Below are 16,538 nucleotides of genomic sequence, written 5' to 3'. Positions count from 1 at the left end.
TTGAATAATTACCTAAAAACGAATATTATATATCATGTACTTATAAATCGTTCGTATTTTGGAGGTCCAAACATATGCTTTCATCTTTTTTTAAGCTAAAAGAACTTGGAACAACCGTAAAAACTGAAATTATGGCGGGTATAACAACCTTTTTAACAATGGTTTATATCGTAATTGTGAACCCGATCATCCTGCATTCAGCTGGTGTTCCCTTTGATACAGTCTTTATGGCAACGATCATTGCCACCGTTGTCGGAACATTATGGATGGCACTGCTCGCTAACTATCCGATCGCCATTGCCCCAGGAATGGGTTTAAACGCGTATTTTGCATTCTCAGTAGTAGGAAACAATACAAATATTGATTATCGCATCGCATTTGGTGCTGTTTTTGTAGCGGGTATCCTATTTGTTATTTTATCACTGACACCGTTTCGCGAAAAATTAATTGAGTCGATCCCAGCCAACTTAAAGCACGGAATTACAGCTGGTATCGGACTTTTCATCGCTTTTATCGGTATGCGTTTAACAGGAATCATCGTTGCGCACCCTGAAAACTTAGTAGGTCTTGGCAACCTGCATTCGCCTACAGTATTGCTTGCACTAGGCGGACTTGCGATCACACTCATTTTAATGGCTCTTAACGTGAACGGTGCATTATTCTTCGGAATGATCATCACGGGTGCTATTGCTTACTTCACAGAACAGCTAAAGTTTGATGGATTTGTAGCAGCACCAAACTTACCAAAGGAACTATTCATTTTTGGCGATCCGATCACAGCATTCGGAGATGTGTTCCAATACGGATTATATGCTGTTGTATTTTCTTTCTTGCTTGTAACGATCTTTGATACAACGGGAACGATGGTAGGTGTTGCAGAACAAGCCGGTCTTATGAAAGGCAACAAGATGCCTCGTGCACGCCAGGCGCTTTTAGCAGATTCAGTTGCAACAACTGTCGGTGCAGCATTCGGAACTAGCCCAACAAGTGCTTACATTGAGTCTTCATCAGGTGTTGCGGCAGGAGGACGTTCAGGTCTAACATCCGTAGTCGTTGCCATACTATTTATCGCTGCTGCATTCTTCGCGCCGCTCGTAAGTGCGATTTCAGGTCTTGCGGCGATTACAGCTCCAACATTGATCATCGTGGGAAGCTTGATGCTCGGTTCACTAAGCAAGATCAATTGGAACGAGCTAGACGAAGCTTTCCCGGCATTCCTGATCATCTTAACAATGCCGCTAACTTCCAGCATTGCAACAGGAATCGCACTTGGATTCATTTCTTATCCAATTTTAAAAATCGTGAAAGGCAAATATAAAGAAGTACCTTTCTTAGTTTATTTGTTCGCTGTATTATTCTTCTATCAGCTTGCGTTTTTGCCTCACTAAACATAAAAGACCGGTCAGCTCTGATTTCGTTGAGCTGATACCGGTCTTTTTATTTGGCTGTTTTCTAAAAGATTTTTGGTTTTGAGTATCCACTTCATTGATTAGTTGATTGGAGTGTAAGGATGCGAGACTCCTACGGGATGAGTGGGACAGGTGAGACTCCTAAAAGCGCAGAGCGCTAGGAGGCTCACCGCACACCCCGTGGAAAGGGAGCGTCCTGGAGCGGAAATCAACTACTTTCAAGTGCATCTAAGTTTAGGAAAACACCTTATCATTTCTTCTCAAACACAACTGCTACATCATGCTTCTCTTCTTCTGCAAAAAAGGTTTTCGACACTCGGTACGTTCCGGCTTCTTGATCCTTTAGTTCAATAAGCTGCTCGTAGTTTGCTCCTGCTTTTACCATGATCATCTGCTCGGTAAACATTTGATCTGGATTGACCTTGTTCCATTTTCCGTCTTCCCACTTCTCAAGAGCAAAAGCTACTCCTGTTCCGACTTCTTTATCTGAACTGTTTTTCAGCGTTAATTTTGCTTCTTCACTTCCATCTTCAAGCTTAACTTCTGCCTTCACACCCGCTTCTTCTTTAGGCATATCATTCTCCGCCTGAGGTGCTCCGCTCTTTTTGTCCTCCTCCGGGGCTGGCTTACTGCCGCAAGCGGCAAGGAGAACGAGCAGGCATGCCATAAAAATAAGCTTCATGTTTTTCATCACTAAGCCCTCCTTTTTCCTATTAGTCGCTATCAGAATCAGAAAGTTTCATATAAACTGTCGTTTACAGTCATAAAGAGGTGGATATGCTGTTAATAAAGGGGTGCTAGCATGAATATTTTGCTTGTTTCAACTGTTTTAGTTTTGATGTCCTTAGCCCTTGGAATCGGTTATTACGGCACTCGTTTATACGAAAAAAGCATTTTACTAGGTTTTATAACTACACTTCTTGGGTTAATCATTCCGTTTTCTTTATTTATTGGTTTCATCTATTTTTATGGATTGTACCATAATGGTTATCCTCTTCAGTTTAAATGGTAAATAAAAAACCTGTCCTTAGGCTAAAAACAGCCCTCAAACAGGTTTATTTCTATTGCACCCGATTTTTTAAATTTGAAATATAAGCAAAAGCTTCATCCATTTCTTCTTCCGTATACTTCTGCTTCGCTTTTACCGTCTGAACCTTCTCTTTGATCTCATCTTCATCAAACTTATCAAAATACATGATCGTTGAAACGAGTTCCAAGAAACGGGACGGTTGTTCATTCATCGATCGGACGCAATCACCCAGCAATTCGATCTCAGCTCCATAAGTAGATAGAAGCTTCTGTCCTTCTTCGTTCACAGCATATCGGTATTGAGAATAGCCGCTTACCTTTTCCTTCACTTCATGTATGTATCCCATGTTGCATAGCTCTTCAATCTTAAGCGTCAGTTCTTCAGAATATGGTCCATAAAAATGAAACTGGTACTTTTCTTGAAAAGGAAAGTTTAGCTTTTTCGCGATGTATACCATTTTTTGAAGCTTCTTTCGGCCAATCACTTCCCCGGCTTCCTGAATCAGAGTGACAACTTTTAAATGATCCTCAAACACAGTACGTTCCCCCTAACATCCTTTTTCGTTCTATTTATGTAAAATCTCTTTTATCTTCGTTTTCAGTGACTCATCCTTAATGCCCTCGATCAAATCCATCGGAAAATACAGTTTATGATCGGTGCGACGCTTTCCTGATATCGCTTCAACCACATCTGATTCTCTGGATAGCTCCCGAATTTCTCCGTTTGGTTTCAATAGATTGATCGGGAGACGCTCTTCTTTTTCACCAGGACGATAAAAATCGTACGGAAGATCAGAAGATGAATCTACGACAAGATAATATTTCGGGTTGATCCCCGCTTCCTGAAAATAGGCAGACAATAAATGACCGTCTGTAAATGAAACCATTTCCGTATACTTAAATAATTTTCTGTCGATAAAACGGATACAAAGATCACTTAAAATCGGATCCTCTTCATCCATCCAGCCTTGAAAATAATAATGAATGACACCCTCGTCGAGTGATATATAATCCTCTAGCGACACATTGCCTTCAAATAGAGTCTTAAAATGAGACAGCTCTCTTTTAAATGTATACCCTGTTTCATAAAGCTCCTTCGCCCGATGAAGAATTTTACTTAAAATCACTTCTGCACTGCGCGTAACAGGATGAAAATAAACCTGCCAGTACATCTGATAACGGCTCATGATATAGTCCTCTACCGCATGCATGCCGCTGGATTTAATGACAACGCCATCCTCAGTCGGCCGCATCACGCGAAGAATTCTTTCGATATCAAAGTTTCCGTAGCTGACCCCAGTGAAGTACGCATCACGCAGCAAGTAATCCATTCTGTCCGCATCAATCTGACTCGAGATCAGGCTGACGATCAGCTTATCAGGATGTGTTTTCGCGATTACTTCTGCAACCTGCTTCGGAAAATCTTCACCCATTTGCAAAAGGACGCTATTCACTTCTGTATTCCCTAAAATGATGTCCCGGCTGAACTCTTCATGGTCCACCCCGAACACTTTTTCAAACGAATGAGAGAACGGACCGTGTCCCACATCATGCAAAAGCGCTGCGGATAGAACGAGAAGACGCTGCTCCGGATCCCACGTTTGTTTTTCTTGAAAAATATCTATGATTCGCCTTGTAATCTCGTAAACACCAAGAGAATGACTAAAACGGCTATGTTCAGCACCGTGAAAGGTTAAATATGTCGTACCCAGCTGCCTGATTCTTCGCAGTCTTTGAAACTCGCGTGTGCCGATCAGCCGCCAGATCAGTTCATCACGAACGTGAATATAGCGGTGTACCGGGTCTTTAAACACTTTTTCTTCGTGCAGCTTTCCTAATGGTTTCGCCATTGAATTTTTCCCTGCTCCTTCTGCCAGCATTTATAGGTAAGAGTTCTCTTAAAAAAGAAAAATCCCTTCCTCAATAATCATGTTGAGAAGGTATTTTCTGAAAGGAATCTGTGATTTATTTAATAGAATATACCCTATTGTATCGTGTTACTAACTTTCAAAACAACCACTATTTTTTTCTATATCGCTCTCATTTATATCGGCAAAAGGTGCTATAAATCCACCATTTTCTTCCCCTTTCAATATGAGTTATACTAGATAAAGCTTATAACGGAAATGATAGTTTTATATAGCTGTTTTGAAAACGCTGAAGTATTAGTATATATTGATTTACGCTCCAGGATGCTCGCTTTCCGAGGGGTGTGCGGTGAGCCTCCTAGCGCTCTGCGCCTTCAGGAGTCTCACCTGTCCCACTCATCCCTCCGGAGTCTCGCACCTTTCACTCCAATCAACTAGTCAAAGAAGCGTACTCAACTTTTTATATAGATCGCAGGAGGAACAATTCATGGATCAAGAACGAAGATTAAAAAATGGACAGGCATGGAGCAACTCTTCATATCAGGCGTGGGTCAACCGTTTTGGCGCGCCTGAAAAAGCAGTGTCCCGCATATTGAAAGATCCCAAAAGACGGCTTCAGCCACTCGATCAATATGTTGGAGATGTGTCCGGCAAAAAAATCGTCAACCTTTTAGGATCACACGGCAGTAAAGCAGTCGCTTTGTCTTTGCTTGGGGCGGATGCTACAGTTGTCGATATTTCAGAATCAAACGCTGCATATGCTCGCGAACTGGCTGAAGCGGCCGACGTAAACATTCGCTATGTAGTTGAAGATATTTTAAATCTGCCAGAGTCAGAATTAACAGCTGATTATGACATGGCCTTCATGGAAAACGGCATTCTGCATTATTTTACCGACTTGAACGCCTATTTTGAGGTAGTCGCAGGCTTATTAAAGCCGGGCGGAAAACTGATTTTGCAAGACTTCCATCCTGTTTCTACAAAACTGATAGAATCTCAAGGTAAAAGCCAAGCTGTAAGAAAGCACAAAGTCACTGGTGATTACTTTAGTGAAGAGCTTGTAACGATGGATGTTGCTTACTCCAAATTCCTGCCTGAACTGCAATATGCAACGTCTGAAGAACGAGCTCCATTCCAAGTTCAGATCCGACAATGGACGCTTGGAGAAATCGTTACGGCAATTGGAAGCCAGAGCCTATGGATCAAACAGCTCGTTGAAGAGCCACACCCAGACGAACTGGACCGAGGCATTCCAAAATCATTCATTATCGTTGCGGAGAAACTGTAATGACGAATCATCTGTTAGAGCAGCCTGCCTGGCGACTGATCGACCAGTCAACGCTCGGACCAGGATTTGATGCGAGACAATCTTTTGCGACCGACGATACGCTGTGCACATCGATCGGAAGCGAAAACTCTCCTGCCACGGCACGCACATGGGTCCATCACAATACGATCGTTCTCGGCATTCAGGATACACGCCTTCCCTATCTAAAGGACGGGATCGAGCATTTGGAGGCTCTCGGTTATCGGGTGATCGTACGGAATTCTGGCGGTCTTGCCGTTGTTCTGGATGAAGGTGTATTGAACATCTCCCTCATTCTCCCTGAAAAAGAAGGGACGATCGACATCAACCAAGGCTATGACACGATGACTGCATTAGTGGAACAGCTGCTAGAACCTTATGGAGCGTCATTTGATGCCTATGAGATCGTCGGCTCTTATTGCCCGGGAAGCTATGATCTAAGCATCGGCGGAAAAAAATTCGCCGGCATTTCTCAGCGGCGTATGCGCGGCGGTGTTGCGGTGCAGATCTACCTTTGTGTGGACGGCAGCGGTTCAGAGCGTGCATCTATAATCGGCGAGTTTTACAAGCGTGGCTTAAGAGGCGAAAAAACAAAATTTCAATACCCTGAGATCCGGCCGGAAGTTATGGCAAGTCTAGCGGATTTGCTTGGCCGTCCTTTGACGGTAGCTGATATCCATGCTCGTCTTTTAAACGTGCTTCATAAAAACAGCGAGCTTTTTTACAGCGGCCAGCTATCATCTGAAGAAAGCGAGCTGCTTCCAGGAAATATACAGAGAATGTGGGATCGAAATGAGAAGGCACTGTCACTATGAGTGGCAGTGTCTTTTCCAAGCGGACACAAACATTTTTTGTACGGTAGAGAAGAAAAATTGTTCGGTCGGCCGACCTTTTTGTTCGGTTAGCGTTGTTTTATGTTCGGTTACCTGCAATTTTTGTTCGGTCGCCTATTTATTTGTTTTTTCCACAAAGAATTTGCAGAAAAAATCCTGTACTCCATAAGAAAAAGCCAGCTCAAGCCGAGCTGGCTTTCCTAATTATTTTACATCTAATGACTGCATTGCTGTAATCAATGCTAATTTATACACGTCTTCTGCATTACAGCCGCGGGAAAGATCGTTAACAGGCATATTTAATCCTTGCAGGATCGGTCCGATCGCTTCAAATCCGCCTAAACGCTGAACCATCTTGTAGCCGATGTTCCCAGTTTCAAGACTTGGAAAGATAAATACGTTCGCTTCCCCTTTTAAAGGTGAATATGGCGCTTTTTTCGTTGCAACAGACGGTACGAATGCTGCATCGAACTGAAGCTCCCCGTCATACGTAAAGTTCGGGTCCATACCCTTAAGAATTTCGAGTGCTTCTACTACTTTTTCAGTCTCTGGCGAAACTGCAGATCCTTTTGTTGAAAAAGAAAGCAACGCCACTTTCGGATCGATGCCGAAAACGCGAGCCGTTTCAGCAGAAACAACCGCAGATTCAGCTAAATCCTGGCTGGATGGTGCAATGTTGATCGCGCAATCAGCGAATACGTATTTCTCGTCGCCGCGCACCATGATAAACGCACCAGACGTTTTTTTAACGCCTTCTTTTGTCTTGATGATCTGAAGAGCCGGACGAACCGTGTCAGCAGTTGAGTGAGCCGCTCCGCTTACTAGTCCTTGTGCTTTTCCCGTATAAACGAGCATCGTGCCAAAATAGTTTTCATCCAATAAAATCTTGCTTGCCTGCTCTTCTGTTGTTTTCCCTTTACGGCGTTCTACCAGTGAAGCAACTAACGCATCAAACTCTGGATATTCAGTTGGGTTAAGAACTTCTACTCCATCAAGTGAAAACCCACCTGCATCTGCTTTTGCAGAAACTTCCGCTCGGTCTCCTACTAAAATAGGCTGCAACACTTTTTCAGAAGCTAGACGGCTTGCTGCTTCTAGAATTCTTTCATCCGTTCCTTCAGGAAAAACGATAACCGGATTCGCTGCTTGTACTTTGTTTTTTAAATCTATAAAAAGATCACTCATAAGAAAAATAGCCTCCTATATATCTGACTCTGCAATTTACATTCCCTATTAGGTTACTCCTTTTTTATGACCTTTTAAACCTATCCATACAGTTGTAAGCGCTTGATAAGAGAAGTTCTTTTATTTTGAATTTTTCAACGCCTGCAGTTTAGTCGTTTAAAACAAATACTCGAGGGAAACCTTTAACTGAAATCTTATTTAGGGAGGCGTTTTTGGAATGCACCAAACATATCAAGAATGTATCGATGAATGCCTGCGCTGCATGCAGGCGTGTAACCACTGCTATGATGCTTGTTTGCAGGAAGAGGATGTTAAGATGATGGCTAATTGTATCAGACTCGACCGTGAATGCTCTGACATCTGTAGCTTTGCCGCAGAGATGATGGCGCGTAACAGTCCATTCATCAACGAGATCTGTGAACTATGTGCGAAAGTATGTGAAGCTTGCGGAAAAGAATGTGAACAGCATGATCACCAGCACTGTCAGGAGTGTGCGAAAGCCTGCTTCAGATGTGCAGAAGTTTGCAGAAAAATGGTCGCATAATAAAAACCAAGAAAACTTTCTTCCAAACGGGAGAAAGTTTTCTTATTTGAAAATGAATCTTTTTCCTTTTCCTTCCGTAAAATTGAGAGATAAATTTGGAGGAGGAATCGGCATGTCTTTTGTTAACCGTATGTTGGCTAGTGTAGGAATTGGAGCAGCAAAGGTAGACACGATTTTAGATAAGGATACTTACTCACCTGGCGAAACGATTACAGGTACGATTAAAATAGAAGGCGGAAAAGTGGATCAGAACATTGACCACATCACGCTTTATGTGATGACTGAATTTTACCGTGAAGTTGATGATAAAAAAGTGCGTGATACAGCAGCGATTGGAAACACAACGGTTGGCACAAGTCTTGTTGTCAAGGCAGGGAGTTCTCAGGAGATTCCTTTCTCTCTTAAACTTCCATATGATACGCCTTATACACTCGGACACACCCCTGTTTGGATCAAGACCGGTCTGGATATTCAGATGGCCGTTGACCCAACAGACAACGATCAGATCCGTGTACACCCTGATGCAGAAACATCTGCCATTTTTGATTCGATCGAGCAGCTTGGCTTTAGGCTTCGCAAAGCATATTGCGGATCTGCTCCGCGCTATATGCGCCGCAGACTTCCTTTCCTGCAGGAATTTGAGTACGTACCAACTTCAGGTACATATGCTGGGAAACTTGATGAACTTGAAGTTATTTTAGTTCCGCAAAGCGACAGCATCGAGCTTTTAATGGAGATCGACAAGCGCGGAAAAGGGTTGTTCGGCATGCTGGAAGAAGCAATGGACCTTGATGAAACAAAAGTGCGCATGACCCTTGCACGTACTGAGCTCCAAAACCAATCAAGCGTAAAAGCCAAGATCGAACACACACTCCGTCAATTCAGCTAACCCTTTTTGGATTCGTCCCTACTTATGGTATATTTGTAGGGACGTGTTTATTTTTAGCAGGGAGTGAATAAAACGATGAGTGAAGCAGCTATTACACTAGAAGGCTGGTATTGCCTTCATGATTTCCGTGAGATGGATTGGGCCGCTTGGAAAACGCTTACGAGTGACGAGCGCGAATATGCGATTAACGAATTTCTAACGTTTCTTGAAAAATGGGAGAACGTAGAAGCAAACAAAACAGGCAGTCATGCTCTTTACAGCATTATGGGGCAGAAAGCTGATTTTATGATGATGCTTCTTCGCCCTACAATGGAAGAATTGAACGAGATCGAGAACGCTTTTAATAAAACAGCTTTTGCTCAATATACGATTAAAGCTTATTCTTACGTTTCAGTCGTAGAGCTAAGCACATACAACCCGCAAAACGAGAGCGGCGAGATGGATCCGATGATCAAAGCCCGCCTGTTCCCAGAACTTCCAAAGTGGAAACATGTTTGCTTCTATCCGATGGACAAGCGCCGTGATGGTGACGACAACTGGTACATGCTTTCTATGGAAGAACGCAAAAAAATGATGTACTCCCATGGTATGATCGGTCGCGGATACGCAGGGAAAGTAAAGCAGATCATCACTGGATCTGTAGGCTTTGACGATTGGGAATGGGGCGTAACGCTGTTCTCAAACGACATGCTTCAATTTAAAAAACTAGTATACGAAATGCGCTTTGATGAAGTGAGTGCACGGTACGGTGAATTCGGATCTTTCTATGTAGGAAATATCCTTACAAAAGAAGCTGTGCCTGCATTCTTACAAGTGTAAAATGTATATCATTTAAACCTTTGTCTGTTTCAGACAAAGGTTTTTTTCTTATGGCAAGGTCTAGTTTTCCAAAAAGGCTCATACACATATATCGAATGTTCTGTTTCCCTGCTTGTACACCAAGAATCAACACATAGAGGGGGAAGGCAATTGGCTGTTATTAAAGCAAACAGTAAAGATATTGACCTGCTTGCACGTTTAATACGTGCCGAAGCAGAAGGTGAAGGCGACCAAGGCATGCTGCTTGTTGGCAATACAGGCGTTAACCGGATTCGTGGAAACTGTCTTGATTTTAAAAATATCAGAACAATGCAGCAGATGGTGTTCCAAAAACCAGGTGGATTTGAAGCTACGATCAAAGGATATTTTTATCAAGGTGCACGTGAGAACGAAAGACGGCTCGCAAGAAGAGTAATTAACGGCCAGCGGTTTCACCCAGCCAGAAATGCTTTATGGTTTTTTGATCCTAGCGGCGCTTGTCCGCCTAAGTGGTACAATCAGCCGCATTCAGGAAGCTTTAAAGCACACTGTTTTTATCAGCCAAGACAAAGTGATTGTCCGAATGTGTTTAACACCTTTTAGGGAGGCTTGTTGATGAATAATTTTAATCCTTATTACCGGCAGCAAAATGGAATGAATGGTATGAACGGCATGAATGGAATGGGCGGCATGATGGGAGGCATGGCTGGTATGGGCGTGCCGCAGGACATGGCCCAAAGCCAGCAGGCACCAGGTATGGGTGGCGGACCAATGGCAGATATCGGTGCACCGGGGCAGCTCCCGCTTGAACAATCCTATATCGAAAACATTCTTCGTCTCAACAAAGGCAAGGTCGCAACGGTTTATATGACTTTTGAGAACAACGAAAAGTGGAACGCTAAAGTTTTTAAAGGAATCATTGAAGCTGCTGGCCGCGATCACATTATCCTAAGTGATCCGCAAACAGGCAAACGCTATTTGTTATTGATGGTATATGTAAACTACGTAACGTTCGATGAGGAGATCAATTACAGCTATCCATTTGGAACACAGCAGCAATCCGGGCAGCTCTCCCAATATAGCCCGCGCTGATAAGAAAACGATAAATGTCTGGTCAAGACAGGTCACTTTAAAGAAAAAAGGCGTCCCACAAAAGGAACGCCTTTTCATTATGCTTTTACAACCGAAATGATCAGTAAGATCCAGCCTACGATAAATGCTACTCCACCAAGAGGTGTAATCGGCCCGAAAAACTTCATGCCTGTGTTCGACAGAGCATATAAGCTGCCAGAGAACAACAGAATGCCGATCAAGAATGACCACCCTGCTCCACTTAATAAAGCAGATGCTGGCCATTTTCCAAGAAGAATTCCAACCGCAACTAATGCCAAAGCATGATACATATGATATTGAACACCTGTCTGATACACGTCCAGCATGTTGCGTTCTGTTAATTTGGCTTCGAGGGCATGTGCGCCAAATGCTCCAAGCATAACCGCAAGCATGGCATTAACCGCTCCTAATATAAGAAAAAGCTTCATAGTTCCACTCCTGTTTTTCTTATATCTTACCATTGAAACTCACCGAATCAAAAGGTTGCCACAGGATTGTAAAGAATTTGGCGGACAGCTCGTCCATGATAAAAAAACGAACGCTAACGTTGTTTGGTTTGGCGTTCGGTGTCCAGCATCCGGACGTATTGATCGATTTTTCGTTCTAGCTCCTCTTTTTCTACTAACTCTGCATGCAGTTCTTTAATAATTCCCTCCAGACTCTGAATCCGCTTCTCGAACTGAAAGAGCAGGTATCCTGCAATGACGATAGGAAATCCTACATTACCGAGGAGATTTACTAAGTTAAGCCAATCATTCGCTTGCGTCATATCTGTTTCACCCCTCATTTTTTTCGAACGTTATCGAACATATGTTCGTAAATTTATTATAAAACGAAGGAGAAATTTTTACCATCATTCCTTTTTCATATTTCATTTTTGATTCCTTAGACCTATACAAAAAATAGGTTTAAATAATTTTTATAGTGGAATAAAGATACTAAGACGGAACAAACAACAAAGGAGGAACAACAAAATGGAACTTATTATTACGATGATATATACTATTTTAGGACTTGCCACTCTCAGTTTAATTGCAACAGCAGCTGCAGTTTACTTTTCTAATAAAAAGATCAACGAAAAAATCGAAATCGCAAAACGTAAAGATGAAAGAATGGAAAATCAACATACGTACGTATCGATCTAACAGCGTTTAATAGACGCTGTTTTTTTTTGTGTAAAAAAAGCATCATTAATTTTTGTTCGGTCGCCTGCCATTTTTGTGCGGTAACATTTAATTTTTGTTCGGTCACACTAAATTTTTGTTCGGTCGCCCACTTTTTTTGTTCGCTCATAAACTACCGAGCACCTAAAAACAGAAAAAACCCGCTCCAAAGAGCAGGTTTTTACCAAATCCTAACTTAAAAATCAAAAATGGAATCTCCATTTCCATCGTTATCATCGTTATCGTCATCATCATATTCCATGTCATAGTCCATCATGGATTTTTTGTGGCTTTTAGCTGGGGGAGCCGTAACCATGCTCAGCGGTTTTTGAACCGGATGCGAAGGAACCCACTCTTTTACTGAAAGCTGATCGTCATCTCCTGCTTCCATCATTAATTCGCACAGTGTATGGATGGCTGTGACATGCTCTCGAAGCTTAGGAGAGTTTTCTCCTAATTGCTTGATTTCCGCGAGATGCTTTTCTATTTTTTTCGCAAACTGGCTTACTGGTATATTCATCTATTTCACCACAACTATCTTTTTTTCTTATTCTACCAAACGGGGCAACAGAAATAAAATAACGCACAAAAAGGCAGCTCCAAATAAGCTGCCTTCACTTTCCAAATCCGCGCAATAACCCTCATTAACCAACATGCGTGCGGTGATCCAGGCCGCAAGCCATGCAGATGAATGCTAAACATACAAATCCCTATTTATCTTGTTTTATAAATGGAATTCCCCCTTTTCATCTATTTTTTATATCCGTTAAACAATCGTTATGACGTATCCACCCAACTGAACGCCTGATTATTGAAAGTGCTGTTAACTGCTTGCTGAAAGTATTCTGCAATCACATTTTCCGATTCATCATCCAGCTGCAATCTCCCCCAATGATCCACCACAGGCAGAGCTTGTCCCGATTTCGGCAGTGAAGCAGCAACCATATAGTTCTTCATAACAGACCCCATTAACAGCAGAACCCAAAGGATGTACGTCATAACTTCCATGTCCCTTCCCCTTTCAAAATAAGAATAATAAGTTCCCGATCTATTTAAAAACCTACTGGCAAGCTATTTATATTCTTCCTCCCTTCGAACTTACCAATTTATGTGGTGTTAACTGCGATTATACGTACCTTATGATAAAATGTTTGTCATAATGTGCTTTTGTTTCAAAGTTTCTATCAACAAAAAAACTGCCTCACATACAAAAAAGAGCAGATTGAGCACCCTTTTTTGTATAATAGGTAGTAGAAGCTTGAATAAGTTAGCGAGTTCAGGCTGATTATGATAGAAAAAGACGCATACTTTACGATTACTTTATTAGTGAATTATTTTCTGTAGAAAAGAGGAGGAAAATCATGTCCATACTTAACGAAATACTAACGTACAATCAAAAATTTGTTGAAAACAAAGAATATGAACCTTTTCAAACTACTAAATTTCCAGATAAGGGGCTCGTCATCGTCTCTTGTATGGATACACGTCTTACAGAATTAATGCCAAGTGCCATGAACATTAAGAACGGAGATGTGAAAATCATTAAATCCGCTGGAGCGGTTATCTCCCACCCGTTTGGTTCTGTAATGAGAAGTATACTTGTTGCGATCTATGCTTTAAAAGCTGAGGAAGTAATGGTTATCGGCCACTATGACTGCGGGATGAGCAATGTAAATGCAGACGCATTGATTGCCGAAATGCAGGACCGTGGTGTGGAACCCTCCACACTCGATACCTTGAAATATTCCGGTCTTGACCTTAAAAAGTGGGTTCAAGGCTTTGAGAGTGTAGAGGAATCCGTACAAAACAGCGTAGAATTAGTCAGAAATCACCCATTGCTGCCTGAAGGAATCAAAGTGCATGGGCTTGTTATCGACCCTGCCACGGGAAGACTGGACGTTGTAGATGCAGATAATTAATAAATAAAGGAAGGTGCCTCCAAGCGGGGTGCCTTTTGTTTTTATCAAACAATGTGCAACGAACGTTATTCAAAGATAGTAAAATCCTCCTGTTATTGACAACGATTTTGGTGTTTAGAAACTCCTGATTGCGTGAATACACACTATAACTTCGTTTAAAGGAGAGGATATAAAAAATGGTTAAACCTATTGTACATGAATTTAACTCACAACAAGAATTGATTGCTGCTGCAAGTGATTTGAAAGCAAAAGGTATTCATGAAGACAATCTCTATGTCCTGTCACACGAAAAAGACGATACCCGTGATCTAGCTGATAATGCGGATATCAGCACAATCGGATTAAAAGAAGAAGGATTAGGCACGGCGCTCAGCAACGTGTTTGAGTCCAGAGGCGATGAACTGCGCAAGAAGATGACCGAAATGGGGTTATCTGATGTTGAGGCAGATCAATATGAGAAGAGACTCGACATGGGTAAGATCTTACTCATTGTAAAAGACGAAGACAAAGTAACGAACATGCCATAAGAAAAAGAAAGAGTCGCCGAACCCAATTTGGGTTTGGCGGCTCTTTTAGTCATTTATGCAGGCTGCTTCAACTCTTCTAACTGAGGCTCATGTATCTTTTTCAGCCTGAATAGCGCCGCCTTCATTTCTCGTCTCATCGTCCATTTATCGTAAAAAGTAAGATACCGTTCAAATAGATTCTTCTTAGATGTCCCTTCACACATCCATGTTAGTGTTGTTGAACGTTGATTCCCTGAAAGGATAATACCGAATCTCAAGATGGTTTCGCCTTTATTAATCCTCATCTCGTATTGAATATTTTTTCCTTGTACACAGAGACCGATTTTTAAACTAGCCGGGACGCCGTTGATTTCCCAATATTTCGAAGCTCCTTCTCCTCTTTCTGGTCCCACATACATGAACGGTATAGCTGTATTTTCATCCATCTGCCAACTGGGCCAATTTTTCAGATTCAATAAGAATTCATATAACTCCAAACATGAAATGTTCAAATCAGCAGTTTCTTTTACCCTCCATTTAGCTGGGATAAAAAGCGCTGCCAAAACAAATAAAATCATTACAATCCCTGTAAATAGCCAAACCACCATGAGCATCCCTCCTGTTTTCTATTCTATTGAAAAATTTTTCCTTTCATGCGGTTTCTCTTTTGCTTTTCCCGGGAATGAAAAGAGGACGAGGAGGAGTAAATATGAATTTACACAATGGCCAGCTGTTTTGGCCTTCAACATATACCGATGACGTTCAATATCCAGTACTTGAAGAGAATATTACATGTGACGTGCTCATCGTAGGCGGAGGAATGTCCGGAGCGCTATGTGCCTATACGTTAGGCAAAGAGACCGATCTCGACGTTGTCGTCATTGACAGAAGAAAGCCGGGCTATGGCAGTTCATCAGCCAACACCGGACTCTTACAGTTCTCAAGCGATAAAATGCTTCACGAGCTGATCGAACAAAAAGGTGAGCAAGATGCGGTTTACTTTTATCAGCTTTGTCAAAATGCATTAGAAAAATTAAAAAAGACCGCACAAAATTTATCAGAAGATCCTGAGTTCAGAGAACAAAAGAGCCTCTATTATGCCAGTACGGCTGAAGATGTCCAAAAGCTAGTCCGTGAATATGAAGCTTTAAAGAAGTTTGATTTCCCTGTAGAATATCTCGAACCCCAAGAGATTTCCTCACGTTTTCCTTTTTCAAAACCAGCTGCACTCGTAACGAGCGGTGATGCTGATGTTAACCCGTATAAATTTGTTCATACCATGTTAAAAGATGCTGAAGCAGCTGGTGTAAGAATTTTTGAGGAAACGCCTCTCATGCGAAAAACAAAAACCGTACACGGGTTTACATGCGAATCTGAGAATGGAACGGTTCAAGCAAGGCACATCATATTTGCGACGGGATACGAAAATGATTTTCTCGCACAGCAGCTAGGCGCTGACCTTAATCGTTCCTATGCGATTGCAACGGAACCACTCCCATCCTTAAAGACCTGGTACAAAGAATGGATGATCTGGGAAACGAAGCGTCCGTACCTGTATATGCGTACAACGAAAGATGGAAGGATCATTGCAGGAGGCTTGGATGAAGATCAGGCAGAAGCGCCTTTAAATGACGGCTTGATTGAAGAACGCGGAGAGCGAATCAGGCAAAAGATCATGGAACACTTTCCTGATCTGTCACCTGTAATTTCACATTCCTGGTGCGCAACATTTGGCGAATCGCATGATGGACTACCCTATATCGGTGAACACCCTAACCGCTTAGGCGAATATTATTGCTTAGGTTTTGGCGGCAATGGCACCGTGTACAGTATGCTAGGTGCGGAAATGATTAAAGATTTAATCACAAAAGGCTTCCACCCTGCATCCAGATTGTTCACAATAGCAAGGGCCGTAAGCTTGTGAAACAAAGACACTTCTCCCCTTTTAGGAAAAGTGTCTTTTTCATGTGTATATA

Annotated in this window: 22 protein-coding genes; 13 read left to right on the top strand and 9 right to left on the bottom strand. The window is 42.1% G+C overall.

Annotated elements, in window-relative coordinates:
• Positions 1 to 74 precede the first annotated feature (74 nt).
• Positions 75 to 1,388 carry an NCS2 family permease gene (locus tag EV282_RS00940; protein WP_130292989.1) on the top strand — a complete coding sequence of 438 codons (1,314 nt, stop codon included), beginning with the start codon at positions 75 to 77 and terminating at the stop codon, positions 1,386 to 1,388.
• A 271-nt stretch (positions 1,389 to 1,659) separates the two neighbouring features.
• Here EV282_RS00940 and EV282_RS00935 read toward each other — a convergent pair whose 3' ends face one another.
• The gene (locus EV282_RS00935; protein ID WP_130292987.1) at positions 1,660 to 2,100 is read right to left on the bottom strand and encodes an immunoglobulin-like domain-containing protein; all 441 of its coding nucleotides are present in this window, start codon (positions 2,098 to 2,100) and stop codon (positions 1,660 to 1,662) included.
• Between the two features lie 111 nt (positions 2,101 to 2,211).
• Between EV282_RS00935 and EV282_RS00930 the strand changes: the two genes are divergently transcribed.
• A complete protein-coding gene (locus EV282_RS00930) occupies positions 2,212 to 2,421 on the top strand; it encodes a hypothetical protein (RefSeq protein ID WP_130292985.1) in 210 nt (69 codons plus the stop codon).
• Between the two features lie 49 nt (positions 2,422 to 2,470).
• Here the strand turns inward: EV282_RS00930 and EV282_RS00925 are convergent, their stop codons facing one another.
• Together EV282_RS00925 and EV282_RS00920 are read right to left on the bottom strand one after the other, a co-directional pair.
• Positions 2,471 to 2,974, bottom strand: coding sequence for a YwgA family protein (locus EV282_RS00925; protein WP_130292983.1), 504 nt, complete (start codon positions 2,972 to 2,974; stop codon positions 2,471 to 2,473).
• A 30-nt stretch (positions 2,975 to 3,004) separates the two neighbouring features.
• Positions 3,005 to 4,288: an HD domain-containing protein gene (locus tag EV282_RS00920; RefSeq protein WP_130292981.1), complete on the bottom strand. Its 1,284-nt coding sequence runs from the start codon at positions 4,286 to 4,288 to the stop codon at positions 3,005 to 3,007.
• Positions 4,289 to 4,793: 505 nt separating this feature from the next.
• On the opposite strand from EV282_RS00920, the gene EV282_RS00915 reads away from it, so the two are divergent.
• Entirely contained in the window at positions 4,794 to 5,594 is an 801-nt protein-coding gene (locus tag EV282_RS00915; RefSeq protein WP_130292979.1) for a class I SAM-dependent methyltransferase, read from the top strand.
• The gene (locus EV282_RS00910; RefSeq protein ID WP_130292977.1) at positions 5,594 to 6,427 is read left to right on the top strand and encodes a lipoate--protein ligase family protein; all 834 of its coding nucleotides are present in this window, start codon (positions 5,594 to 5,596) and stop codon (positions 6,425 to 6,427) included. The genes EV282_RS00915 and EV282_RS00910 overlap by 1 nt, the downstream gene beginning before the upstream one ends.
• A 222-nt stretch (positions 6,428 to 6,649) precedes the next feature.
• On the opposite strand, the gene pta is transcribed toward EV282_RS00910, so the two are convergent.
• Positions 6,650 to 7,630 (bottom strand): phosphate acetyltransferase, encoded by a 981-nt coding sequence (pta, locus tag EV282_RS00905; protein WP_130292975.1) that lies wholly within the window; start codon positions 7,628 to 7,630, stop codon positions 6,650 to 6,652.
• Positions 7,631 to 7,847: 217 nt separating this feature from the next.
• Between pta and EV282_RS00900 the strand changes: the two genes are divergently transcribed.
• The 5 genes from EV282_RS00900 to gerQ all read left to right on the top strand — a co-directional run bounded on the left by EV282_RS00900 (position 7,848) and on the right by gerQ (position 10,953).
• Positions 7,848 to 8,174: a four-helix bundle copper-binding protein gene (locus EV282_RS00900; protein ID WP_077360742.1), complete on the top strand. Its 327-nt coding sequence runs from the start codon at positions 7,848 to 7,850 to the stop codon at positions 8,172 to 8,174.
• Positions 8,175 to 8,286: 112 nt separating this feature from the next.
• Entirely contained in the window at positions 8,287 to 9,063 is a 777-nt protein-coding gene (locus EV282_RS00895; RefSeq protein WP_165389310.1) for a sporulation protein, read from the top strand.
• A 75-nt stretch (positions 9,064 to 9,138) separates the two neighbouring features.
• Positions 9,139 to 9,882, top strand: coding sequence for a hydrogen peroxide-dependent heme synthase (gene hemQ / locus EV282_RS00890; protein WP_130292971.1), 744 nt, complete (start codon positions 9,139 to 9,141; stop codon positions 9,880 to 9,882).
• Positions 9,883 to 10,032: 150 nt separating this feature from the next.
• The gene (locus EV282_RS00885) at positions 10,033 to 10,464 is read left to right on the top strand and encodes a cell wall hydrolase (protein ID WP_130292969.1); all 432 of its coding nucleotides are present in this window, start codon (positions 10,033 to 10,035) and stop codon (positions 10,462 to 10,464) included.
• Positions 10,465 to 10,524: 60 nt separating this feature from the next.
• Entirely contained in the window at positions 10,525 to 10,953 is a 429-nt protein-coding gene (gene gerQ, locus EV282_RS00880) for a spore coat protein GerQ (protein WP_413466146.1), read from the top strand.
• Positions 10,954 to 11,030: 77 nt separating this feature from the next.
• Here gerQ and EV282_RS00875 read toward each other — a convergent pair whose 3' ends face one another.
• Together EV282_RS00875 and EV282_RS00870 are read right to left on the bottom strand one after the other, a co-directional pair.
• A complete protein-coding gene (locus EV282_RS00875; protein ID WP_130292967.1) occupies positions 11,031 to 11,402 on the bottom strand; it encodes a DUF423 domain-containing protein in 372 nt (123 codons plus the stop codon).
• A 113-nt stretch (positions 11,403 to 11,515) separates the two neighbouring features.
• Positions 11,516 to 11,743 (bottom strand): YvrJ family protein, encoded by a 228-nt coding sequence (locus tag EV282_RS00870; protein WP_130292966.1) that lies wholly within the window; start codon positions 11,741 to 11,743, stop codon positions 11,516 to 11,518.
• A gap of 205 nt (positions 11,744 to 11,948) precedes the next feature.
• Between EV282_RS00870 and EV282_RS20055 the strand changes: the two genes are divergently transcribed.
• Positions 11,949 to 12,119, top strand: a complete 171-nt coding sequence (locus EV282_RS20055; protein ID WP_156774322.1) for a hypothetical protein — start codon at positions 11,949 to 11,951, stop codon at positions 12,117 to 12,119.
• A 214-nt stretch (positions 12,120 to 12,333) separates the two neighbouring features.
• On the opposite strand, the gene EV282_RS00865 is transcribed toward EV282_RS20055, so the two are convergent.
• Both EV282_RS00865 and EV282_RS00860 read right to left on the bottom strand, forming a co-directional pair.
• A complete protein-coding gene (locus tag EV282_RS00865) occupies positions 12,334 to 12,657 on the bottom strand; it encodes a DUF5327 family protein (protein ID WP_130292964.1) in 324 nt (107 codons plus the stop codon).
• Positions 12,658 to 12,914: 257 nt separating this feature from the next.
• A complete protein-coding gene (locus tag EV282_RS00860; RefSeq protein ID WP_130292962.1) occupies positions 12,915 to 13,145 on the bottom strand; it encodes a hypothetical protein in 231 nt (76 codons plus the stop codon).
• A gap of 353 nt (positions 13,146 to 13,498) precedes the next feature.
• Between EV282_RS00860 and EV282_RS00855 the strand changes: the two genes are divergently transcribed.
• The gene (locus EV282_RS00855) at positions 13,499 to 14,056 is read left to right on the top strand and encodes a beta-class carbonic anhydrase (RefSeq protein ID WP_130292960.1); all 558 of its coding nucleotides are present in this window, start codon (positions 13,499 to 13,501) and stop codon (positions 14,054 to 14,056) included.
• A gap of 176 nt (positions 14,057 to 14,232) precedes the next feature.
• Positions 14,233 to 14,583 carry a general stress protein gene (locus tag EV282_RS00850; RefSeq protein ID WP_130292958.1) on the top strand — a complete coding sequence of 117 codons (351 nt, stop codon included), beginning with the start codon at positions 14,233 to 14,235 and terminating at the stop codon, positions 14,581 to 14,583.
• A 53-nt stretch (positions 14,584 to 14,636) separates the two neighbouring features.
• Here EV282_RS00850 and EV282_RS00845 read toward each other — a convergent pair whose 3' ends face one another.
• Positions 14,637 to 15,170 carry a hypothetical protein gene (locus tag EV282_RS00845; protein ID WP_130292956.1) on the bottom strand — a complete coding sequence of 178 codons (534 nt, stop codon included), beginning with the start codon at positions 15,168 to 15,170 and terminating at the stop codon, positions 14,637 to 14,639.
• A 101-nt stretch (positions 15,171 to 15,271) separates the two neighbouring features.
• Between EV282_RS00845 and EV282_RS00840 the strand changes: the two genes are divergently transcribed.
• Positions 15,272 to 16,486: an NAD(P)/FAD-dependent oxidoreductase gene (locus EV282_RS00840; protein WP_130292946.1), complete on the top strand. Its 1,215-nt coding sequence runs from the start codon at positions 15,272 to 15,274 to the stop codon at positions 16,484 to 16,486.
• The last annotated feature ends 52 nt before the right edge of the window (positions 16,487 to 16,538 follow it).

It is taken from the genome of Fictibacillus sp. BK138 (assembly GCF_004216955.1).
In the GTDB taxonomy this organism is placed as follows: Bacteria; Bacillota; Bacilli; order Bacillales; family Fictibacillaceae; genus Fictibacillus.
This window is presented reverse-complemented; position numbering and strand designations above follow the sequence as displayed.

Bases quoted from the DNA above. Each gene is read 5' to 3' on its own strand.
- EV282_RS00940 (WP_130292989.1), top strand. From the start codon at position 75: ATGCTTTCATCTTTTTTTAAGCTAAAAGAACTTGGAACAACCGTAAAA.
- EV282_RS00935 (WP_130292987.1), bottom strand. From the start codon at position 2,100: ATGAAAAACATGAAGCTTATTTTTATGGCATGCCTGCTCGTTCTCCTT.
- EV282_RS00930 (WP_130292985.1), top strand. From the start codon at position 2,212: ATGAATATTTTGCTTGTTTCAACTGTTTTAGTTTTGATGTCCTTAGCC.
- EV282_RS00920 (WP_130292981.1), bottom strand. From the start codon at position 4,288: ATGGCGAAACCATTAGGAAAGCTGCACGAAGAAAAAGTGTTTAAAGAC.
- EV282_RS00915 (WP_130292979.1), top strand. From the start codon at position 4,794: ATGGATCAAGAACGAAGATTAAAAAATGGACAGGCATGGAGCAACTCT.
- EV282_RS00910 (WP_130292977.1), top strand. From the start codon at position 5,594: ATGACGAATCATCTGTTAGAGCAGCCTGCCTGGCGACTGATCGACCAG.
- pta (WP_130292975.1), bottom strand. From the start codon at position 7,630: ATGAGTGATCTTTTTATAGATTTAAAAAACAAAGTACAAGCAGCGAAT.
- EV282_RS00900 (WP_077360742.1), top strand. From the start codon at position 7,848: ATGCACCAAACATATCAAGAATGTATCGATGAATGCCTGCGCTGCATG.
- EV282_RS00895 (WP_165389310.1), top strand. From the start codon at position 8,287: ATGTCTTTTGTTAACCGTATGTTGGCTAGTGTAGGAATTGGAGCAGCA.
- hemQ (WP_130292971.1), top strand. From the start codon at position 9,139: ATGAGTGAAGCAGCTATTACACTAGAAGGCTGGTATTGCCTTCATGAT.
- gerQ (WP_413466146.1), top strand. From the start codon at position 10,525: ATGAACGGCATGAATGGAATGGGCGGCATGATGGGAGGCATGGCTGGT.
- EV282_RS00875 (WP_130292967.1), bottom strand. From the start codon at position 11,402: ATGAAGCTTTTTCTTATATTAGGAGCGGTTAATGCCATGCTTGCGGTT.
- EV282_RS00870 (WP_130292966.1), bottom strand. From the start codon at position 11,743: ATGACGCAAGCGAATGATTGGCTTAACTTAGTAAATCTCCTCGGTAAT.
- EV282_RS20055 (WP_156774322.1), top strand. From the start codon at position 11,949: ATGGAACTTATTATTACGATGATATATACTATTTTAGGACTTGCCACT.
- EV282_RS00865 (WP_130292964.1), bottom strand. From the start codon at position 12,657: ATGAATATACCAGTAAGCCAGTTTGCGAAAAAAATAGAAAAGCATCTC.
- EV282_RS00860 (WP_130292962.1), bottom strand. From the start codon at position 13,145: ATGGAAGTTATGACGTACATCCTTTGGGTTCTGCTGTTAATGGGGTCT.
- EV282_RS00855 (WP_130292960.1), top strand. From the start codon at position 13,499: ATGTCCATACTTAACGAAATACTAACGTACAATCAAAAATTTGTTGAA.
- EV282_RS00850 (WP_130292958.1), top strand. From the start codon at position 14,233: ATGGTTAAACCTATTGTACATGAATTTAACTCACAACAAGAATTGATT.
- EV282_RS00845 (WP_130292956.1), bottom strand. From the start codon at position 15,170: ATGGTGGTTTGGCTATTTACAGGGATTGTAATGATTTTATTTGTTTTG.
- EV282_RS00840 (WP_130292946.1), top strand. From the start codon at position 15,272: ATGAATTTACACAATGGCCAGCTGTTTTGGCCTTCAACATATACCGAT.